Annotated in this window: 9 protein-coding genes, 2 tRNA genes, 5 rRNA genes and 1 other annotated feature; of the genes, 7 read left to right on the plus strand and 9 right to left on the minus strand. The window is 48.2% G+C overall.

Translation table 11 applies throughout. The annotated features are described in order from the left end of the window. Positions 1-413: a sequence feature (16S ribosomal RNA rRNA prediction is too short), on the plus strand. 277 nt (positions 414-690) lie between these two features. From BSZ04_RS08985 to rrf (BSZ04_RS09020), 7 genes are all read left to right on the plus strand, one after another. Further along, a 23S ribosomal RNA gene (locus BSZ04_RS08985) occupies positions 691-3579 on the plus strand. An 87-nt stretch (positions 3580-3666) separates the two neighbouring features. Then, positions 3667-3783: ribosomal RNA gene (rrf, locus tag BSZ04_RS08990) — 5S ribosomal RNA — on the plus strand. A 315-nt stretch (positions 3784-4098) separates the two neighbouring features. Beyond that, positions 4099-5651 (plus strand): 16S ribosomal RNA (locus BSZ04_RS08995). A 68-nt stretch (positions 5652-5719) separates the two neighbouring features. Continuing rightward, positions 5720-5796, plus strand: a tRNA-Ile gene (locus tag BSZ04_RS09000). Between the two features lie 39 nt (positions 5797-5835). Continuing rightward, positions 5836-5911 (plus strand) — tRNA-Ala (locus BSZ04_RS09005). A gap of 259 nt (positions 5912-6170) precedes the next feature. Then, a 23S ribosomal RNA gene (locus BSZ04_RS09015) occupies positions 6171-9060 on the plus strand. 87 nt (positions 9061-9147) lie between these two features. Further along, a 5S ribosomal RNA gene (rrf, locus tag BSZ04_RS09020) occupies positions 9148-9264 on the plus strand. The 16S, 23S and 5S rRNA genes sit together here with 2 tRNA genes alongside, the layout of an rRNA operon. Positions 9265-9585: 321 nt before the next feature. Here the strand turns inward: rrf (BSZ04_RS09020) and BSZ04_RS09025 are convergent. From BSZ04_RS09025 to BSZ04_RS09065, 9 genes are all read right to left on the minus strand, one after another. Then, positions 9586-10575, minus strand: a complete 990-nt coding sequence (locus BSZ04_RS09025; RefSeq protein ID WP_045389861.1) for a sensor domain-containing diguanylate cyclase — start codon at positions 10573-10575, stop codon at positions 9586-9588. Positions 10576-10777: 202 nt separating this feature from the next. Further along, positions 10778-11074, minus strand: coding sequence for a DNA-binding transcriptional regulator Fis (fis, locus tag BSZ04_RS09030; RefSeq protein WP_000462885.1), 297 nt, complete (start codon positions 11072-11074; stop codon positions 10778-10780). Between the two features lie 23 nt (positions 11075-11097). Further along, positions 11098-12066, minus strand: coding sequence for a tRNA dihydrouridine synthase DusB (dusB, locus tag BSZ04_RS09035; protein WP_038884139.1), 969 nt, complete (start codon positions 12064-12066; stop codon positions 11098-11100). Positions 12067-12205: 139 nt separating this feature from the next. After that, positions 12206-13093 (minus strand): 50S ribosomal protein L11 methyltransferase, encoded by an 888-nt coding sequence (prmA, locus tag BSZ04_RS09040; protein ID WP_088880260.1) that lies wholly within the window; start codon positions 13091-13093, stop codon positions 12206-12208. Positions 13094-13223: 130 nt separating this feature from the next. Continuing rightward, positions 13224-14567 carry an acetyl-CoA carboxylase biotin carboxylase subunit gene (gene accC / locus BSZ04_RS09045; RefSeq protein WP_038892504.1) on the minus strand — a complete coding sequence of 448 codons (1344 nt, stop codon included), beginning with the start codon at positions 14565-14567 and terminating at the stop codon, positions 13224-13226. Positions 14568-14581: 14 nt separating this feature from the next. After that, complete coding sequence (accB, locus tag BSZ04_RS09050; RefSeq protein WP_038892505.1) at positions 14582-15049, minus strand: acetyl-CoA carboxylase biotin carboxyl carrier protein; 468 nt, start codon at positions 15047-15049, stop codon at positions 14582-14584. A gap of 59 nt (positions 15050-15108) precedes the next feature. Then, positions 15109-15558, minus strand: a complete 450-nt coding sequence (aroQ, locus tag BSZ04_RS09055; protein ID WP_045389864.1) for a type II 3-dehydroquinate dehydratase — start codon at positions 15556-15558, stop codon at positions 15109-15111. 307 nt (positions 15559-15865) lie between these two features. Continuing rightward, positions 15866-17818, minus strand: a complete 1953-nt coding sequence (gene acs / locus BSZ04_RS09060) for an acetate--CoA ligase (RefSeq protein ID WP_038884130.1) — start codon at positions 17816-17818, stop codon at positions 15866-15868. A gap of 217 nt (positions 17819-18035) precedes the next feature. Beyond that, positions 18036-18668: a 3'-5' exonuclease gene (locus tag BSZ04_RS09065; protein ID WP_005440406.1), complete on the minus strand. Its 633-nt coding sequence runs from the start codon at positions 18666-18668 to the stop codon at positions 18036-18038. Between the last annotated feature and the right edge of the window lie 25 nt (positions 18669-18693).

An 18693-nucleotide genomic window follows, 5' to 3' on the forward strand; every position in this document is an offset into this window, starting at 1 on the left:
AGCGAGTAATGTCGGGAACTCCAGGGAGACTGCCGTTGATAAACCGGAGGAAGGTGGGGACGACGTCAAGTCATCATGGCCCTTACGAGTAGGGCTACACACGTGCTACAATGGCGCATACAGAGGGCAGCCAACTTGCGAGAGTGAGCGAATCCCAAAAAGTGCGTCGTAGTCCGGATCGGAGTCTGCAACTCGACTCCGTGAAGTCGGAATCGCTAGTAATCGTGGATCAGAATGCCACGGTGAATACGTTCCCGGGCCTTGTACACACCGCCCGTCACACCATGGGAGTGGGCTGCAAAAGAAGTAGTAGTTTAACCTTCGGGAGGACGCTTACCACTTTGTGGTTCATGACTGGGGTGAAGTCGTAACAAGGTAGCGCTAGGGGAACCTGGCGCTGGATCACCTCCTTATACGATGATTATTCACGATGAGTGTCCACACAGATTGATAGTTCACAAGCGAAAGCTTGTAGCTAACATAGCTCTTTAACAATTTGGAAAGCTGACAAATCAACAATTTATTGTTGATTGTAAAGTTCTCAATGTTTGTCTTTATGACAAACACCAATACAACACATTCAAGTGTTCTTGGAATTTGAGTCCGGCAAAATCGAGTCTGCATCATGTATAAAAATTGCAGACAACTTTGGTGACTTGTTCATCAACTCGAAACTCCTTCGGGTTGTATGGTTAAGTGACTAAGCGTACACGGTGGATGCCTTGGCAGTCAGAGGCGATGAAGGACGTATTAACTTGCGATAAGCCCAGATTAGGTAGTAAAAACCATTTGAGTCTGGGATTTCCGAATGGGGAAACCCACTTGCATAAGCAAGTATCCTGTTGTGAATACATAGCAACAGGAGGCGAACCGGGGGAACTGAAACATCTAAGTACCCCGAGGAAAAGAAATCAACCGAGATTCCGAAAGTAGCGGCGAGCGAAATTGGACTAGCCCTTAAGCTTTATATGCGTTAGACGAACGGTCTGGAAAGTCCGCGATACAGGGTGATAGCCCCGTAGTTGACAACGCACATTCAGTGAAATCGAGTAGGGCGGGACACGTGATATCCTGTCTGAATATGGGGGGACCATCCTCCAAGGCTAAATACTACTGACTGACCGATAGTGAACCAGTACCGTGAGGGAAAGGCGAAAAGAACCCCTGTGAGGGGAGTGAAATAGAACCTGAAACCGTGTACGTACAAGCAGTAGGAGCACCTTCGTGGTGTGACTGCGTACCTTTTGTATAATGGGTCAGCGACTTATATTCAGTGGCAAGGTTAACCATCTAGGGGAGCCGTAGGGAAACCGAGTCTTAACTGGGCGTTCAGTCTCTGGATATAGACCCGAAACCAGGTGATCTAGCCATGGGCAGGTTGAAGGTTGAGTAACATCAACTGGAGGACCGAACCGACTAATGTTGAAAAATTAGCGGATGACTTGTGGCTAGGGGTGAAAGGCCAATCAAACCTGGAGATAGCTGGTTCTCCCCGAAAGCTATTTAGGTAGCGCCTCGGACGAATACTACTGGGGGTAGAGCACTGTTAAGGCTAGGGGGTCATCCCGACTTACCAACCCTTTGCAAACTCCGAATACCAGTAAGTACTATCCGGGAGACACACGGCGGGTGCTAACGTCCGTCGTGGAGAGGGAAACAACCCAGACCGCCAGCTAAGGTCCCAAATTATAGCTAAGTGGGAAACGATGTGGGAAGGCTTAGACAGCTAGGATGTTGGCTTAGAAGCAGCCATCATTTAAAGAAAGCGTAATAGCTCACTAGTCGAGTCGGCCTGCGCGGAAGATGTAACGGGGCTAAGCTATAAACCGAAGCTGCGGCAATGAAGTTTACTTCATTGGGTAGGGGAGCGTTCTGTAAGCCGTTGAAGGTGTGTTGTAAAGCATGCTGGAGGTATCAGAAGTGCGAATGCTGACATGAGTAACGATAAAGGGGGTGAAAAACCTCCTCGCCGGAAGACCAAGGGTTCCTGTCCAACGTTAATCGGGGCAGGGTAAGTCGACCCCTAAGGCGAGGCCGAAAGGCGTAGTCGATGGGAAACGGGTTAATATTCCCGTACTTCTTACAATTGCGATGGGGGGACGGAGAAGGCTAGGTGGGCCTGGCGACGGTTGTCCAGGTTCAAGTGCGTAGGCTTAAGAGTTAGGTAAATCCGGCTCTTTCTAAGGCTGAGACACGACGTCGAGCTACTACGGTAGTGAAGTCATTGATGCCATGCTTCCAGGAAAAGCCTCTAAGCTTCAGATTGTAAGGAATCGTACCCCAAACCGACACAGGTGGTCGGGTAGAGAATACCAAGGCGCTTGAGAGAACTCGGGTGAAGGAACTAGGCAAAATGGTACCGTAACTTCGGGAGAAGGTACGCTCTCGACGGTGAAGTCCCTTGCGGATGGAGCTATTGAGAGTCGCAGATACCAGGTGGCTGCAACTGTTTATTAAAAACACAGCACTGTGCAAAATCGTAAGATGACGTATACGGTGTGACGCCTGCCCGGTGCCGGAAGGTTAATTGATGGGGTTAGACTTCGGTCGAAGCTCTTGATCGAAGCCCCGGTAAACGGCGGCCGTAACTATAACGGTCCTAAGGTAGCGAAATTCCTTGTCGGGTAAGTTCCGACCTGCACGAATGGCGTAATGATGGCCACGCTGTCTCCACCCGAGACTCAGTGAAATTGAAATCGCTGTGAAGATGCAGTGTACCCGCGGCTAGACGGAAAGACCCCGTGAACCTTTACTACAGCTTGGCACTGAACATTGACCCTACATGTGTAGGATAGGTGGGAGGCTTTGAAACCAGCACGCCAGTGTTGGTGGAGCCGTCCTTGAAATACCACCCTTGTAGTGTTGATGTTCTAACGTCGACCCCTTATCGGGGTTACGGACAGTGCCTGGTGGGTAGTTTGACTGGGGCGGTCTCCTCCCAAAGCGTAACGGAGGAGCACGAAGGTGGGCTAATCACGGTTGGACATCGTGAGGTTAGTGCAATGGCATAAGCCCGCTTGACTGCGAGAATGACAATTCGAGCAGGTGCGAAAGCAGGTCATAGTGATCCGGTGGTTCTGAATGGAAGGGCCATCGCTCAACGGATAAAAGGTACTCCGGGGATAACAGGCTGATACCGCCCAAGAGTTCATATCGACGGCGGTGTTTGGCACCTCGATGTCGGCTCATCACATCCTGGGGCTGAAGTCGGTCCCAAGGGTATGGCTGTTCGCCATTTAAAGTGGTACGCGAGCTGGGTTTAGAACGTCGTGAGACAGTTCGGTCCCTATCTGCCGTGGGCGTTGGAAGATTGAAGGGGGCTGCTCCTAGTACGAGAGGACCGGAGTGGACGAACCTCTGGTGTTCGGGTTGTGTCGCCAGACGCATTGCCCGGTAGCTAAGTTCGGAATCGATAACCGCTGAAAGCATCTAAGCGGGAAGCGAGCCCTGAGATGAGTCTTCCCTGATACTTTAAGTATCCTAAAGGGTTGTTCGAGACTAGAACGTTGATAGGCAGGGTGTGTAAGCGTTGTGAGGCGTTGAGCTAACCTGTACTAATTGCCCGTGAGGCTTAACCATACAACACCCAAGGGGTTTTGATGGACTCAATGTAAGAACATTGAATGTGTTAAGAACTGAAAACAGCTTTCCGAATTAAAGAATTTGCTTGGCGACCATAGCGATTTGGACCCACCTGATTTCCATTCCGAACTCAGAAGTGAAACGAATTAGCGCCGATGGTAGTGTGGGGCTTCCCCATGTGAGAGTAGGACATCGCCAGGCTTTATTTCGCACTTGCTTATTTAATAAGCAAGTCACCATAAAGTTCTAAATTATTTTAGAGTTTTATGTTGACTTTCAAAGTGGGAAGCGTATTATACGCACCTCGCTAAGACACTAACATGTTGAAAGCCAAGCTCTTTAACAATATAGACCTATCAATCTGTGTGGGCACTCGTTGATGATAATCCAATTAGAAACTTCGGTTTCAAATTAGGTTTCAATGATACGAAGTGACCATTGAGTCGAAAGACTCAGCACAGTCAATTCAAACATTACTTATGTAATGTTCAGTATTCATTGAGCCGACAAAATCTTAAATTGAAGAGTTTGATCATGGCTCAGATTGAACGCTGGCGGCAGGCCTAACACATGCAAGTCGAGCGGAAACGAGTTATCTGAACCTTCGGGGGACGATAACGGCGTCGAGCGGCGGACGGGTGAGTAATGCCTAGGAAATTGCCCTGATGTGGGGGATAACCATTGGAAACGATGGCTAATACCGCATAATGCCTACGGGCCAAAGAGGGGGACCTTCGGGCCTCTCGCGTCAGGATATGCCTAGGTGGGATTAGCTAGTTGGTGAGGTAATGGCTCACCAAGGCGACGATCCCTAGCTGGTCTGAGAGGATGATCAGCCACACTGGAACTGAGACACGGTCCAGACTCCTACGGGAGGCAGCAGTGGGGAATATTGCACAATGGGCGCAAGCCTGATGCAGCCATGCCGCGTGTGTGAAGAAGGCCTTCGGGTTGTAAAGCACTTTCAGTCGTGAGGAAGGTAGTGTAGTTAATAGCTGCATTATTTGACGTTAGCGACAGAAGAAGCACCGGCTAACTCCGTGCCAGCAGCCGCGGTAATACGGAGGGTGCGAGCGTTAATCGGAATTACTGGGCGTAAAGCGCATGCAGGTGGTTTGTTAAGTCAGATGTGAAAGCCCGGGGCTCAACCTCGGAATTGCATTTGAAACTGGCAGACTAGAGTACTGTAGAGGGGGGTAGAATTTCAGGTGTAGCGGTGAAATGCGTAGAGATCTGAAGGAATACCGGTGGCGAAGGCGGCCCCCTGGACAGATACTGACACTCAGATGCGAAAGCGTGGGGAGCAAACAGGATTAGATACCCTGGTAGTCCACGCCGTAAACGATGTCTACTTGGAGGTTGTGGCCTTGAGCCGTGGCTTTCGGAGCTAACGCGTTAAGTAGACCGCCTGGGGAGTACGGTCGCAAGATTAAAACTCAAATGAATTGACGGGGGCCCGCACAAGCGGTGGAGCATGTGGTTTAATTCGATGCAACGCGAAGAACCTTACCTACTCTTGACATCCAGAGAACTTTCCAGAGATGGATTGGTGCCTTCGGGAACTCTGAGACAGGTGCTGCATGGCTGTCGTCAGCTCGTGTTGTGAAATGTTGGGTTAAGTCCCGCAACGAGCGCAACCCTTATCCTTGTTTGCCAGCGAGTAATGTCGGGAACTCCAGGGAGACTGCCGGTGATAAACCGGAGGAAGGTGGGGACGACGTCAAGTCATCATGGCCCTTACGAGTAGGGCTACACACGTGCTACAATGGCGCATACAGAGGGCAGCCAACTTGCGAGAGTGAGCGAATCCCAAAAAGTGCGTCGTAGTCCGGATCGGAGTCTGCAACTCGACTCCGTGAAGTCGGAATCGCTAGTAATCGTGGATCAGAATGCCACGGTGAATACGTTCCCGGGCCTTGTACACACCGCCCGTCACACCATGGGAGTGGGCTGCAAAAGAAGTAGGTAGTTTAACCTTCGGGAGGACGCTTACCACTTTGTGGTTCATGACTGGGGTGAAGTCGTAACAAGGTAGCGCTAGGGGAACCTGGCGCTGGATCACCTCCTTATACGATGATTACTCACGATGAGTGTCCACACAGATTGATACGGTTTATAAAGTAAAAGAGACGATACTGGGTCTGTAGCTCAGGTGGTTAGAGCGTTCGCCTGATAAGCGAGAGGTCGGTGGTTCGAGTCCACTCAGACCCACCAATTTCCTTTGAAGTTGGTATACAGTATCGACACCTTGATGGGGCTATAGCTCAGCTGGGAGAGCGCCTGCCTTGCACGCAGGAGGTCTGCGGTTCGATCCCGCATAGCTCCACCATCTTTAAGTGCATTCAATGAGTGCTTTTAAAAATGGTTTCATTAAGAAATCTGCTCTTTAACAATTTGGAAAGCTGACAAATCAACAATTTATTGTTGATTGTAAAGTTCTCAATGTTTGTCTTTAAGACAAACACCAATACAACACATTCAAGTGTTCTTGGAATTTGAGTCCGGCAAAATCGAGTCTGCATCATGTATAAAAATTGCAGACAACTTTGGTGACTTGTTCATCAACTCGAAACTCCTTCGGGTTGTATGGTTAAGTGACTAAGCGTACACGGTGGATGCCTTGGCAGTCAGAGGCGATGAAGGACGTATTAACTTGCGATAAGCCCAGATTAGGTAGTAAAAACCATTTGAGTCTGGGATTTCCGAATGGGGAAACCCACTTGCATAAGCAAGTATCCTGTTGTGAATACATAGCAACAGGAGGCGAACCGGGGGAACTGAAACATCTAAGTACCCCGAGGAAAAGAAATCAACCGAGATTCCGAAAGTAGCGGCGAGCGAAATTGGACTAGCCCTTAAGCTTTATATGCGTTAGACGAACGGTCTGGAAAGTCCGGCGATACAGGGTGATAGCCCCGTAGTTGACAACGCACATTCAGTGAAATCGAGTAGGGCGGGACACGTGATATCCTGTCTGAATATGGGGGGACCATCCTCCAAGGCTAAATACTACTGACTGACCGATAGTGAACCAGTACCGTGAGGGAAAGGCGAAAAGAACCCCTGTGAGGGGAGTGAAATAGAACCTGAAACCGTGTACGTACAAGCAGTAGGAGCACCTTCGTGGTGTGACTGCGTACCTTTTGTATAATGGGTCAGCGACTTATATTCAGTGGCAAGGTTAACCATCTAGGGGAGCCGTAGGGAAACCGAGTCTTAACTGGGCGTTCAGTCTCTGGATATAGACCCGAAACCAGGTGATCTAGCCATGGGCAGGTTGAAGGTTGAGTAACATCAACTGGAGGACCGAACCGACTAATGTTGAAAAATTAGCGGATGACTTGTGGCTAGGGGTGAAAGGCCAATCAAACCTGGAGATAGCTGGTTCTCCCCGAAAGCTATTTAGGTAGCGCCTCGGACGAATACTACTGGGGGTAGAGCACTGTTAAGGCTAGGGGGTCATCCCGACTTACCAACCCTTTGCAAACTCCGAATACCAGTAAGTACTATCCGGGAGACACACGGCGGGTGCTAACGTCCGTCGTGGAGAGGGAAACAACCCAGACCGCCAGCTAAGGTCCCAAATTATAGCTAAGTGGGAAACGATGTGGGAAGGCTTAGACAGCTAGGATGTTGGCTTAGAAGCAGCCATCATTTAAAGAAAGCGTAATAGCTCACTAGTCGAGTCGGCCTGCGCGGAAGATGTAACGGGGCTAAGCTATAAACCGAAGCTGCGGCAATGAAGTTTACTTCATTGGGTAGGGGAGCGTTCTGTAAGCCGTTGAAGGTGTGTTGTAAAGCATGCTGGAGGTATCAGAAGTGCGAATGCTGACATGAGTAACGATAAAGGGGGTGAAAAACCTCCTCGCCGGAAGACCAAGGGTTCCTGTCCAACGTTAATCGGGGCAGGGTAAGTCGACCCCTAAGGCGAGGCCGAAAGGCGTAGTCGATGGGAAACGGGTTAATATTCCCGTACTTCTTACAATTGCGATGGGGGGACGGAGAAGGCTAGGTGGGCCTGGCGACGGTTGTCCAGGTTCAAGTGCGTAGGCTTAAGAGTTAGGTAAATCCGGCTCTTTCTAAGGCTGAGACACGACGTCGAGCTACTACGGTAGTGAAGTCATTGATGCCATGCTTCCAGGAAAAGCCTCTAAGCTTCAGATTGTAAGGAATCGTACCCCAAACCGACACAGGTGGTCGGGTAGAGAATACCAAGGCGCTTGAGAGAACTCGGGTGAAGGAACTAGGCAAAATGGTACCGTAACTTCGGGAGAAGGTACGCTCTCGACGGTGAAGTCCCTTGCGGATGGAGCTATTGAGAGTCGCAGATACCAGGTGGCTGCAACTGTTTATTAAAAACACAGCACTGTGCAAAATCGTAAGATGACGTATACGGTGTGACGCCTGCCCGGTGCCGGAAGGTTAATTGATGGGGTTAGACTTCGGTCGAAGCTCTTGATCGAAGCCCCGGTAAACGGCGGCCGTAACTATAACGGTCCTAAGGTAGCGAAATTCCTTGTCGGGTAAGTTCCGACCTGCACGAATGGCGTAATGATGGCCACGCTGTCTCCACCCGAGACTCAGTGAAATTGAAATCGCTGTGAAGATGCAGTGTACCCGCGGCTAGACGGAAAGACCCCGTGAACCTTTACTACAGCTTGGCACTGAACATTGACCCTACATGTGTAGGATAGGTGGGAGGCTTTGAAACCAGCACGCCAGTGTTGGTGGAGCCGTCCTTGAAATACCACCCTTGTAGTGTTGATGTTCTAACGTCGACCCCTTATCGGGGTTACGGACAGTGCCTGGTGGGTAGTTTGACTGGGGCGGTCTCCTCCCAAAGCGTAACGGAGGAGCACGAAGGTGGGCTAATCACGGTTGGACATCGTGAGGTTAGTGCAATGGCATAAGCCCGCTTGACTGCGAGAATGACAATTCGAGCAGGTGCGAAAGCAGGTCATAGTGATCCGGTGGTTCTGAATGGAAGGGCCATCGCTCAACGGATAAAAGGTACTCCGGGGATAACAGGCTGATACCGCCCAAGAGTTCATATCGACGGCGGTGTTTGGCACCTCGATGTCGGCTCATCACATCCTGGGGCTGAAGTCGGTCCCAAGGGTATGGCTGTTCGCCATTTAAAGTGGTACGCGAGCTGGGTTTAGAACGTCGTGAGACAGTTCGGTCCCTATCTGCCGTGGGCGTTGGAAGATTGAAGGGGGCTGCTCCTAGTACGAGAGGACCGGAGTGGACGAACCTCTGGTGTTCGGGTTGTGTCGCCAGACGCATTGCCCGGTAGCTAAGTTCGGAATCGATAACCGCTGAAAGCATCTAAGCGGGAAGCGAGCCCTGAGATGAGTCTTCCCTGATACTTTAAGTATCCTAAAGGGTTGTTCGAGACTAGAACGTTGATAGGCAGGGTGTGTAAGCGTTGTGAGGCGTTGAGCTAACCTGTACTAATTGCCCGTGAGGCTTAACCATACAACACCCAAGGGGTTTTGATGGACTCAATGTAAGAACATTGAATGTGTTAAGAACTGAAAACAGCTTTCCGAATTAAAGAATTTGCTTGGCGACCATAGCGATTTGGACCCACCTGATTTCCATTCCGAACTCAGAAGTGAAACGAATTAGCGCCGATGGTAGTGTGGGGCTTCCCCATGTGAGAGTAGGACATCGCCAGGCTTTAAATTTTAAGAAGCCCACTCGAAAGAGTGGGCTTTTTTGCATTTGGCACAAAGTAAATTTCTCCAGCAACGAATAGCTTGTTAAAGTCGCACCTAATTCCCGTTCACCATTCTTTCTTTCCAGCTAAGAAATTAGCTACGATGCAGTGCTAACGCACTACCTCTTCGCGTAACCTACAGTTTGCCATTATTCGGCCTTCTGAGGTTTACCTCAAAGCCTTTATTGTTTTACCGTATAAAACGCGTTAGACAGCGACCTAGCTATGCATTGAGAGAAGCTAGAAATGGTGTTGATTAGTTTGAAGTAAGGCAGGGAGAGCTAAGAAACTTTTTGAATTCTTAAGTTAGTAGAGTGCTGTAACTTTACATCAGGGATGCTGCCGTGATGAAGAGTCACTTGATTGCGTCCAGAGTGCTTTGAGTAATACATGGCTTTATCTGCGTTAATCATAAGCTCTTTAGCGCTAGATACCTGCTCATCATATTCTGCAACACCAATACTCACTGTCGTACTGATCTCAATGCCATCGACTTTACATGGCGCATTTTGAATCGCGTCTCTCATCCTTTCTGCGACATCATAGGCTTGTATAGCACTGGTATTGGCTAAGATAACGGCAAACTCTTCTCCTCCTAGGCGACCGATAAAATCAGTGCCACGAATAGATCGTTGGCAGATCTTTGCTACGTGATGGATCACGTGATCTCCGGAGAAGTGACCTACTTGATCATTAATCTCTTTAAAATGGTCAATATCGATCATTATGCATGAAAAGGTCTGAGATAGCCCTGCATGCGAGCTCAGAGCCTTGTCTAGGTTGGTTAAGAATGCTCGACGATTCATTACACCAGTTAGCTCATCGGTCTCTGAGAGCGTTTTAAGGCGCTTTTCAAGCAGGTGTGTTTTCGTTACATCACGAACGGACCACATTACCCAATTTTCGTCACTATGAATGCTTTCAACAGGTTTGATGATCGCTTCAAACCAGGTTTCTTCTGGGTTCTCTAATGCCTCTAGCTCTTCTATAGGCATTAGTAGGTGGTCTTGTAAGGAGATGCTGTATTTGACGACTTTTGGTTGGTTAGTACGGACGACTTCATCAATATAGCCAACGAGCTCTGCAGCTTTGCTAGCAGACAAGACTTCACTTAGTGTGAGGTTGGTATAGCTTGAGGCATTGAAGTTTTTGGAATGATACGTGCCGCCAAAACTCTCGATATAGCGACCTTGTTCATTGAGGATAAAGACATGATCAGGGAGAGTATTTAGAATAGCATAAAGCCACTCTTCCCTTTCTTTATAAATCATGAAGTTAATTCCTTTATCCAACGTAAGCTCTTGATTATATCTGTTTAAATTGAGTTCACAATCAATACTGATCACACTTCAATGTATCAGCATTGGTTAAGACTGGTTCATAACGTGACTAAGAGCTGGTCGGATAGGTAATAAAAAAGGCTTAGCCATTGCTGACTAAGCCTTTTTTACAAAATTACTGTATGGACTAGTATTAGTTCATGCCGTATTTTTTAAGTTTCTTGCGAAGAGTACCGCGGTTGATACCCATCATAGTTGCTGCGCGAGTTTGGTTACCGCGAGTGTACTGCATGATGGTATCTAGTAGTGGCTGTTCAACTTCAGCTAGAACTAATTCGTATAGTTCTGTTACTTCCTGGCCGTTTAGTTGAGCTAGGTAGTTTTTAAGAGACGCTTTAACAGAGTCACGTAAAGGCTTTTGAGTAATCTGGTCTTGTGACGTTACTGTAGTTACTGTTAATGCTTCTGAAGTCAGATTTTGTTCGAACATATTCGGTCTAGCTCTTCTCTTAATTATGATGCAACGTTATCAAAATAACCTTCTAACGCTTCAAGTTGCAGCTCAGCTGCATCGATAGCGTTAAAGGTACGGCGAAACTCACTCGCTTGTTCATGCTCTTTTAGGTACCAACCAACGTGCTTACGCGCGATACGTGGACCTAAGAACTCTCCATAGAAATCATGCAGAGCGTTCACATGACCAAGCATAATGGTTTTCACTTCCTCACTTGGAAGCTCATCCATCGTGGTGCCGTTTTCCAAATAGTGATGGATTTCCTGGAAAATCCAAGGACGACCTTGGGCAGGGCGTCCAATCATTAAAGCGTCAGCACCGGTGTACTCCAGTACAAACTTCGCTTTCTCCGGGCTATCGATATCACCGTTTGCGATAACCGGAATGGATATAGCTTGTTTAACTGCTTTAATGCTGTCGTATTCGGCCTCACCTTTGTACATACAGGCTTTCGTTCTGCCATGCAGAGCGAGAGCTTGGATGCCGCAGTCTTCGGCTAATTTAGCGATTTGGACACAGTTTTTGTTTTCTGTATCCCAGCCAGTGCGGGTTTTTAACGTTACAGGAACGTTTACCGCGTTCACTACCGCAGTCAAAATCTCTTTGATGATGTCTGGGTACTGTAGCAGTGCTGAACCCGCCAGCTTCTTATTCACTTTTTTTGCTGGGCAGCCCATGTTGATGTCGATGATTTGTGCACCATTTTCAACACTGAATTGAGCCGCATCGGCCATAAGCTGTGGATCGGAACCGGCAATCTGTACTGAGCGAATGCCCGATTCGCCTTCATGTACCATGCGCTGTTTCGACTTTGACGTTCCCCATAGTTTCGGGTTTGCAGACATCATTTCACTGACGGCCATTCCCGCACCATAGCGAAGACACAACTCGCGAAACGGTCTATCCGTTACACCAGCCATAGGGGCTACGATTAGATTGTTCTTAAGTTGATAGTTTCCGATTTTCAAAACGTCATCACAGTTCTGTACCAGCAAGGGCGCGCATTTTACGCATTTTTTCACTGCGTGAAAAGACTAATATTTGAGCATTTACAAATTGTTTTGTTAATTTGTATGAAATTCAGACAATTAGCCCTGAAAACCTTGTCTAGCCTTGCTTACGACCAGAGATACGACACCACTCACTTTGCTCTGCGATTGGGTCAATGTGAAGCTCGTCACGATAATGGTTCGCTACATCTTCTGCTTGAGTGTCTAATACACCCGACATCGCAAGGTCGCCATTTGGCTTCACTAGACCTTTAATGATTGGCGCTAGTTCACGTAGAGGACCTGCAAGAATGTTCGCAACCACAACGTCTGCAATTAGACCTTCAGGTTGGTTTTGCGGTAGGAACACTTCAAGCTGATCGGCTACGCCATTTCGTTCAGCGTTGTCGCGAGATGCTTGTAGTGCTTGAGGATCAATGTCGATCCCGATAACTTTTTCTGCACCTAGTTTGATCGCAGCGATCGCTAGGATGCCTGAGCCACAGCCAAAGTCGATAACCGTCTTACCTGATAGATCGAGACCTTCTAGCCACTCAAGACACAATGCAGTCGTTGGGTGAGTACCTGTACCGAATGCAAGACCTGGATCGAGCATTACGTTTACTGCGTCTGGCTCTGGAATTTCACGCCAGCTTGGGCAAATCCATAGACGTTCGCCGAACTGCATTGGGTGGAAGTTATCCATCCACTCGCGTTCCCAGTCTTTGTCTTCTAGCTGTTCTACTTTGTAAGCAAAATCGTCCGCTAGCATGTTGCTTGCTTTGATTTGAGTGATGATGAAGTTTGTATCAGCTTCTGCATCGTACAGTGCCAGAATGTCAGTATCGCCCCATAAGCGAGTCTCGCCAGGTAGAGGTTCGAATACAGGCGTATCCTGCGCGTCTAGGAATGTTACAGACAGCGCACCAGTCTCTTCCATTAGCATGTCGCCGATTTGCTCAGCGTTTTCATTGGTCGCATTGAGTTTGATTTGAATCCAAGGCATTTGTTTTTGCTCTTAAAGTGAATGAAGTGGCGCAGAGTTTACCAGAACTCTACGATTTGTTTGAGTATAGACTTTATACAAAACAAAAATGCCCACAGATGTGGGCATTTATTATGAGGTTAGCAAAGGCTTATTGTAGGCCTAGCTTCTTCTCGAGGTAGTGAATGTTTGCACCACCGTGCTGGAAGTTCTCATCATTCATGATTGACTCTTGTAGAGTAACGTTAGTCTTGATGCCTTCAATGATCATCTCGCCTAGAGCGTTCTTCATACGTGCAATCGCTACATCACGGTTCTCACCGTAAGTGATCAGTTTACCAATCATTGAATCGTAATGAGGTGGTACTGTGTAGCCTGTGTAAATGTGAGATTCCCAACGAACACCCATGCCGCCTGGCGCGTGGAAGCGTTCAATTTTACCTGGTGAAGGTAGGAAACGCTCTGGGTCTTCTGCGTTGATACGACACTCAATCGCATGGCCGCGGATCTTGATGTCATCCTGAGTGAATGACAGTGGCTGACCTGCTGCAACGCGTAGCTGCTCTTTGATTAGGTCTACACCGGTAACCATTTCTGTTACTGGGTGCTCAACCTGAATACGAGTGTTCATTTCGATGAAGTAGAACTCACCGTTCTCGTATAGGAATTCGAATGTACCTGCGCCGCGGTAACCGATTTCTACACATGCACGAGTACAACGCTCACCGATGTACTTGCGCATTTCTTCTGTGATACCTGGTGCCGGTGCTTCTTCAACAACCTTCTGGTGACGACGTTGCATAGAACAGTCACGTTCACCTAGATGGATAGCGCCGCCTTGACCGTCAGCAATCACTTGTACTTCAACGTGACGAGGGTTTTCTAGGAATTTCTCCATGTAAACCATGTCGTTGTTGAACGCCGCTTTTGCTTCTGCACGCGTCATAGCGATAGCTTGAACAAGTTCCGCTTCAGAACGTACAACACGCATACCACGACCACCGCCGCCACCAGAGGCTTTGATGATTACTGGGTAGCCGATACGCTTAGCGTGAGCTTTGTTTTTGTCTTCGTCGTTATCTAGTGGACCGTCAGAGCCTGGTACACAAGGAACGCCTGCTTTTTTCATAGCGTTGATTGCTGACACTTTGTCACCCATCATGCGGATGGTGTCTGCTTTAGGACCAACGAAGATGAAACCGCTACGCTCTACTTGTTCAGCAAAGTCTGCGTTCTCAGATAGGAAGCCGTAACCTGGGTGAATCGCAATAGCACCAGTCACTTCTGCCGCAGAAATGATGCGAGGGATGTTTAGGTAGCTGTCGATACCACGAGCAGGACCGATACATACTGTTTCGTCTGCAAGTAGTACGTGCTTAAGATCGCGGTCAGCTGTTGAGTGAACTGCCACAGTCTTAATACCTAATTCTTTACAAGCGCGAAGGATACGAAGTGCGATTTCACCTCGGTTCGCGATGACTACTTTATCTAGCATAAGGCAAGCCCCGCTTATTCGATTACAACTAGTGGTTGGTCGAATTCAACTGGTTGGCCGTCTTCAACTAGGATTGCAGTTACAACACCTGATTTGTCCGCTTCGATTTGGTTCATCATTTTCATTGCTTCAACGATACATAGAGTTTCGCCAGCATTTACGCTCTGACCAACTTCAACGAATGATTTCGCGTCTGGACTTGGAGAACGGTAGAAAGTACCAACCATTGGAGAAAGAACTTGGTGACCTGCAGGAACTGCTGCTGGTGCTTCTGCGGCCATTGCTGGTGCGTCTGCTACTGGAGCCGCTGCCACTGGCGCAGGTGCTGCTACTGGAGCTGCTGCGTAATGAACTGGTGCTGGAGCCGCTGCAGGGCCACTACGGCTGATGCGTACTGACTCTTCACCTTCAGAGATTTCTAGCTCAGCAATGCCAGATTCTTCAACTAACTCGATTAGCTTCTTGATTTTACGAATATCCATCTTTTCTTTCTCTTTTATCTTGTGATTAAGACAACCCAAAGGGCTGCAGAGTGTTTGGTTTACTTTGCCTGCAATTTCGCGATTGCTGCAGACAGAGCGAATTCATAACCTTGTGCACCTAAGCCACAAATCACCCCTTCTGCTTTATCAGACAGATAAGAATGATGGCGGAACGGCTCGCGAGCGTGAACGTTCGATAGGTGCACTTCGATAAATGGGATGGCTACGCCAAGTAATGCATCACGCAGCGCCACACTGGTATGAGTGAAAGCGGCTGGGTTAATGATGATGAAGTCCACGTTGCCATAAGCTGCATGGATAGCTTCAATCAGTTCGTACTCACGATTAGATTGCAGGTGTTCAAGTTCCACCCCAGAGTTGTGAGCTTGTTCAGTCAATGCATCAACAATCTGTGCTAGGGTGTTGCTACCGTAATGTGTCGGTTCACGCAGACCTAATAGGTTAAGATTTGGTCCGTTTAGAACTAGAATCCGTGACTTTGCAGACATTATGTTGCTATCTTCCTTTATCGTGAGTGGAACGTTTATATTCCCAAATATACGATAATTCAGCACGATTTTTTTGTTAAAACCGAGCAAATTTTAAAAAATCGACCAAGATTATAGCTAATTCACAGCAATTAGCAGCAATTTACTGGTCTAATCTCCCAATGTCCCCTGTCGTTTCTGTAACCAAGTTAACAAAAACAACATAATCGCCATGTGGTTATTGTGGTTTATTTTGCGTCCACGCACAAAAAAGCCACCATATGCAATGGTGGCTTTTAGGGCTAGCGTTTAAAACAGAGGCGGGGTGTTATGCCAGTTCTGCTTTCTCTGCAATTAGCTTGTCTACAACACTTGGATCGGCCAGTGTCGAAGTATCACCTAGGTTGCTGGTATCACCCGTTGCAATCTTACGTAGGATGCGGCGCATGATTTTACCGGAGCGAGTTTTTGGTAGAGAGTCTGTCCAGTGCAGTACGTCTGGTGTCGCGATTGGACCTATCTCTTTACGTACCCAGTCTTTCACCTCTTTGTGCAGCTCGGCTGATGGGAATTCACCATCATTAAGTGTGACGTATGCGTAAATTGCCTGACCTTTGATGTCATGAGGAATACCGACAATCGCCGCTTCCGCAATTTTATCGTGTGCAACCAGTGCTGATTCAATTTCTGCGGTACCCATGCGGTGACCTGAAACGTTCAGTACGTCATCTACACGACCTGTAATCCAGTAATAGCCATCTTCGTCACGACGTGCGCCATCACTGGTGAAGTACATGCCTTTGAAGGTAGAGAAGTAGGTTTGCTCAAAGCGCTCATGGTCGCCGTAAACAGTACGCATCTGACCTGGCCATGAATCAAGGATCACTAAGTTACCTTCTGCTGCGGTCTCTTCAATGATGTTACCCATGTTGTCCACTAGCGCAGGTTGTACGCCGAAGAACGGGCGAGTTGCAGAACCTGGTTTCAGGTCTGTTGCTCCTGGTAGTGGCGCAATCAAGATACCGCCTGTTTCTGTTTGCCACCAAGTATCCACGATAGGTGAATTCTCATTACCAATGGTCTTGTAGTACCACTCCCATGCTTCTGGGTTGATAGGTTCACCTACTGAACCCATTACACGCAAGCTTGAACGAGATGTCCCTGCTACCGCTTCGTTACCTTTCGCCATTAGTGCACGAATCGCTGTTGGCGCAGTGTAGAGGATGTTTACTTGATGCTTATCAACTACTTCACTCATGCGAGCCGTACTTGGGTAGTTTGGTACACCTTCGAACAGAATGGTTTTCGCCCCATTCGCTAGTGGGCCGTAAATGAGGTAAGTGTGGCCCGTAATCCAACCCACATCCGCCGTACACCAGAACGTTTCGCCTTCTTGGTAATCGAACACGTATTTGAAGGTCATGGTTGCGTACACTAGATAGCCGCCCGTGGTGTGCAGCACACCTTTTGGCTTACCTGTTGAGCCTGAAGTGTAAAGAATGAACAGAGGGTCTTCCGCTTTCATCTCTTCTGGTGGACATACGTCAGAAACAACAGCCGTTGCTTCGTGCCACCAAACGTCACGGTGCTCGTGCCAATCAATGTCGCCGCCCGTGCGTTTTAGAACGACAACTTTGTCGATGGTTTTTACTTCTGGGTTTGTCAGTGCTTCATCAACGTTTTTCTTCAGTGGTACTGCGCGACCTCCACGAACGCCTTCGTCAGCGGTGATAACGATTTTCGCATCTGAGTCGATGATACGACCGGACAGTGCCTCTGGCGAGAAGCCACCAAATACCACGGTATGAACCGCACCAATACGCGTACATGCCAGCATTGCGATAGCCGCTTCTGGCACCATTGGCATGTAAAGACAAACTACGTCGCCTTTGTGCACGCCTTGCTCTTTTAGCGCGTTAGAGAACTTACACACTTCTTTGTGCAGTTCATTAAATGTGAGGGTTTTGTCGTCCGCAGGGTCATCGCCTTCCCAGATGATCGCGACTTCATCGCCACGCTCGGCAAGGTGACGGTCAATACAGTTTGCAGATACGTTTAGTGTGCCGTCTTCGAACCAACGAATGTCGACGTGACCGGTATCGAAAGAGGTGTTTTTAACTTGAGTGAATGGCTTAATCCAATCGACAACTTTACCGTGCTCGCTCCAGAAGCCCTCTGGGTCGGTTACCGACTGCTGATACATGGCTAGGTAAGTGTCATTATCCGCATGCGTATGGTTTTTAATGTTTTCTTTTACCGGATAAACGTGGGCTTCGCTCATGGCTTCTCTCCTTGTGCCTTTAATTCTCGACCTTCGTCTTTTGTAGGGCTGTGTTCGCTCTTGGTTTATGTGTCATCAAGAACGTTGCTGTGCATATAACTGTCAGTCACAGCGCGTATTTCCACAATTAGACTTTAGGATGAGAGTGAGTAATGCGCTGCGATATTGCTGAAATAAAAGCGATTGTGGGAGGTGGATCGAAAGCTGAGTCTTAAACCTATTGGGTATACGGTACGCTCAGGTTAGGTAAATCGCCTTTGGTCAGGCGTACATACACTAAAGCGGCGGATTTTGCGTCTTGCAGGGCATCGTGTTTGTCTTGAATCGGCAGTTCAAGGTGCTTACAAATTGCATCAAGACTTAAGTCGAAGTAGGCGTTAGGCAAATGACGTTCGAGTTTATCGTGATAAATCTGGCTAACCTCGATTAATGGGTTGGGCAGTGGAAAACCTAAATGCCTCAGACAGGCGAGGTCGAGGATCTTTTTGTCGTAGCGAATGTGGTAGCCGACTAAAGGACGATTGCCGATAAAGTCGAGCAGCTTGATGAGTGCTTCTTTTTCGCTGATGCCATCCACCAAATCTTGGTGGCGGATATGGTGAATTTTCACTGAACCTGAATCGAGTGATTGCGGGGCGCGCAGTCGAACTTCGAACGGTTTACTGGTGATGATGCGATTATCGATGATTTTGGTTGCAGCGATGGTGACCAGCTCGGCACGATTTGGGTCCAAGCTGGTGGTTTCGCAATCGAGAGAGACAAATTCGCCTTTTTGCGGCGAACAGAACAGTGGCTGATAAGGTGAGCCTTTCAGCTTGTAATGCCAGTATTTCCTTTGTAGCCAATTCATCCCTGTTACCTCTCGTCTTATTTGC

Origin of the sequence: Vibrio rotiferianus (assembly GCF_002214395.1) — a bacterium.
GTDB lineage: Bacteria > Pseudomonadota > Gammaproteobacteria > Enterobacterales > Vibrionaceae > Vibrio > Vibrio rotiferianus.

Coding starts and splice junctions, on each gene's coding strand:
- prmA (WP_088880260.1), bottom strand. CDS start 13,093: ATGCCTTGGATTCAAATCAAACTCAATGCGACCAATGAAAACGCTGAG.
- BSZ04_RS09065 (WP_005440406.1), bottom strand. CDS start 18,668: ATGAATTGGCTACAAAGGAAATACTGGCATTACAAGCTGAAAGGCTCA.
- BSZ04_RS09025 (WP_045389861.1), bottom strand. CDS start 10,575: ATGATTTATAAAGAAAGGGAAGAGTGGCTTTATGCTATTCTAAATACT.
- accC (WP_038892504.1), bottom strand. CDS start 14,567: ATGCTAGATAAAGTAGTCATCGCGAACCGAGGTGAAATCGCACTTCGT.
- accB (WP_038892505.1), bottom strand. CDS start 15,049: ATGGATATTCGTAAAATCAAGAAGCTAATCGAGTTAGTTGAAGAATCT.
- aroQ (WP_045389864.1), bottom strand. CDS start 15,558: ATGTCTGCAAAGTCACGGATTCTAGTTCTAAACGGACCAAATCTTAAC.
- fis (WP_000462885.1), bottom strand. CDS start 11,074: ATGTTCGAACAAAATCTGACTTCAGAAGCATTAACAGTAACTACAGTA.
- acs (WP_038884130.1), bottom strand. CDS start 17,818: ATGAGCGAAGCCCACGTTTATCCGGTAAAAGAAAACATTAAAAACCAT.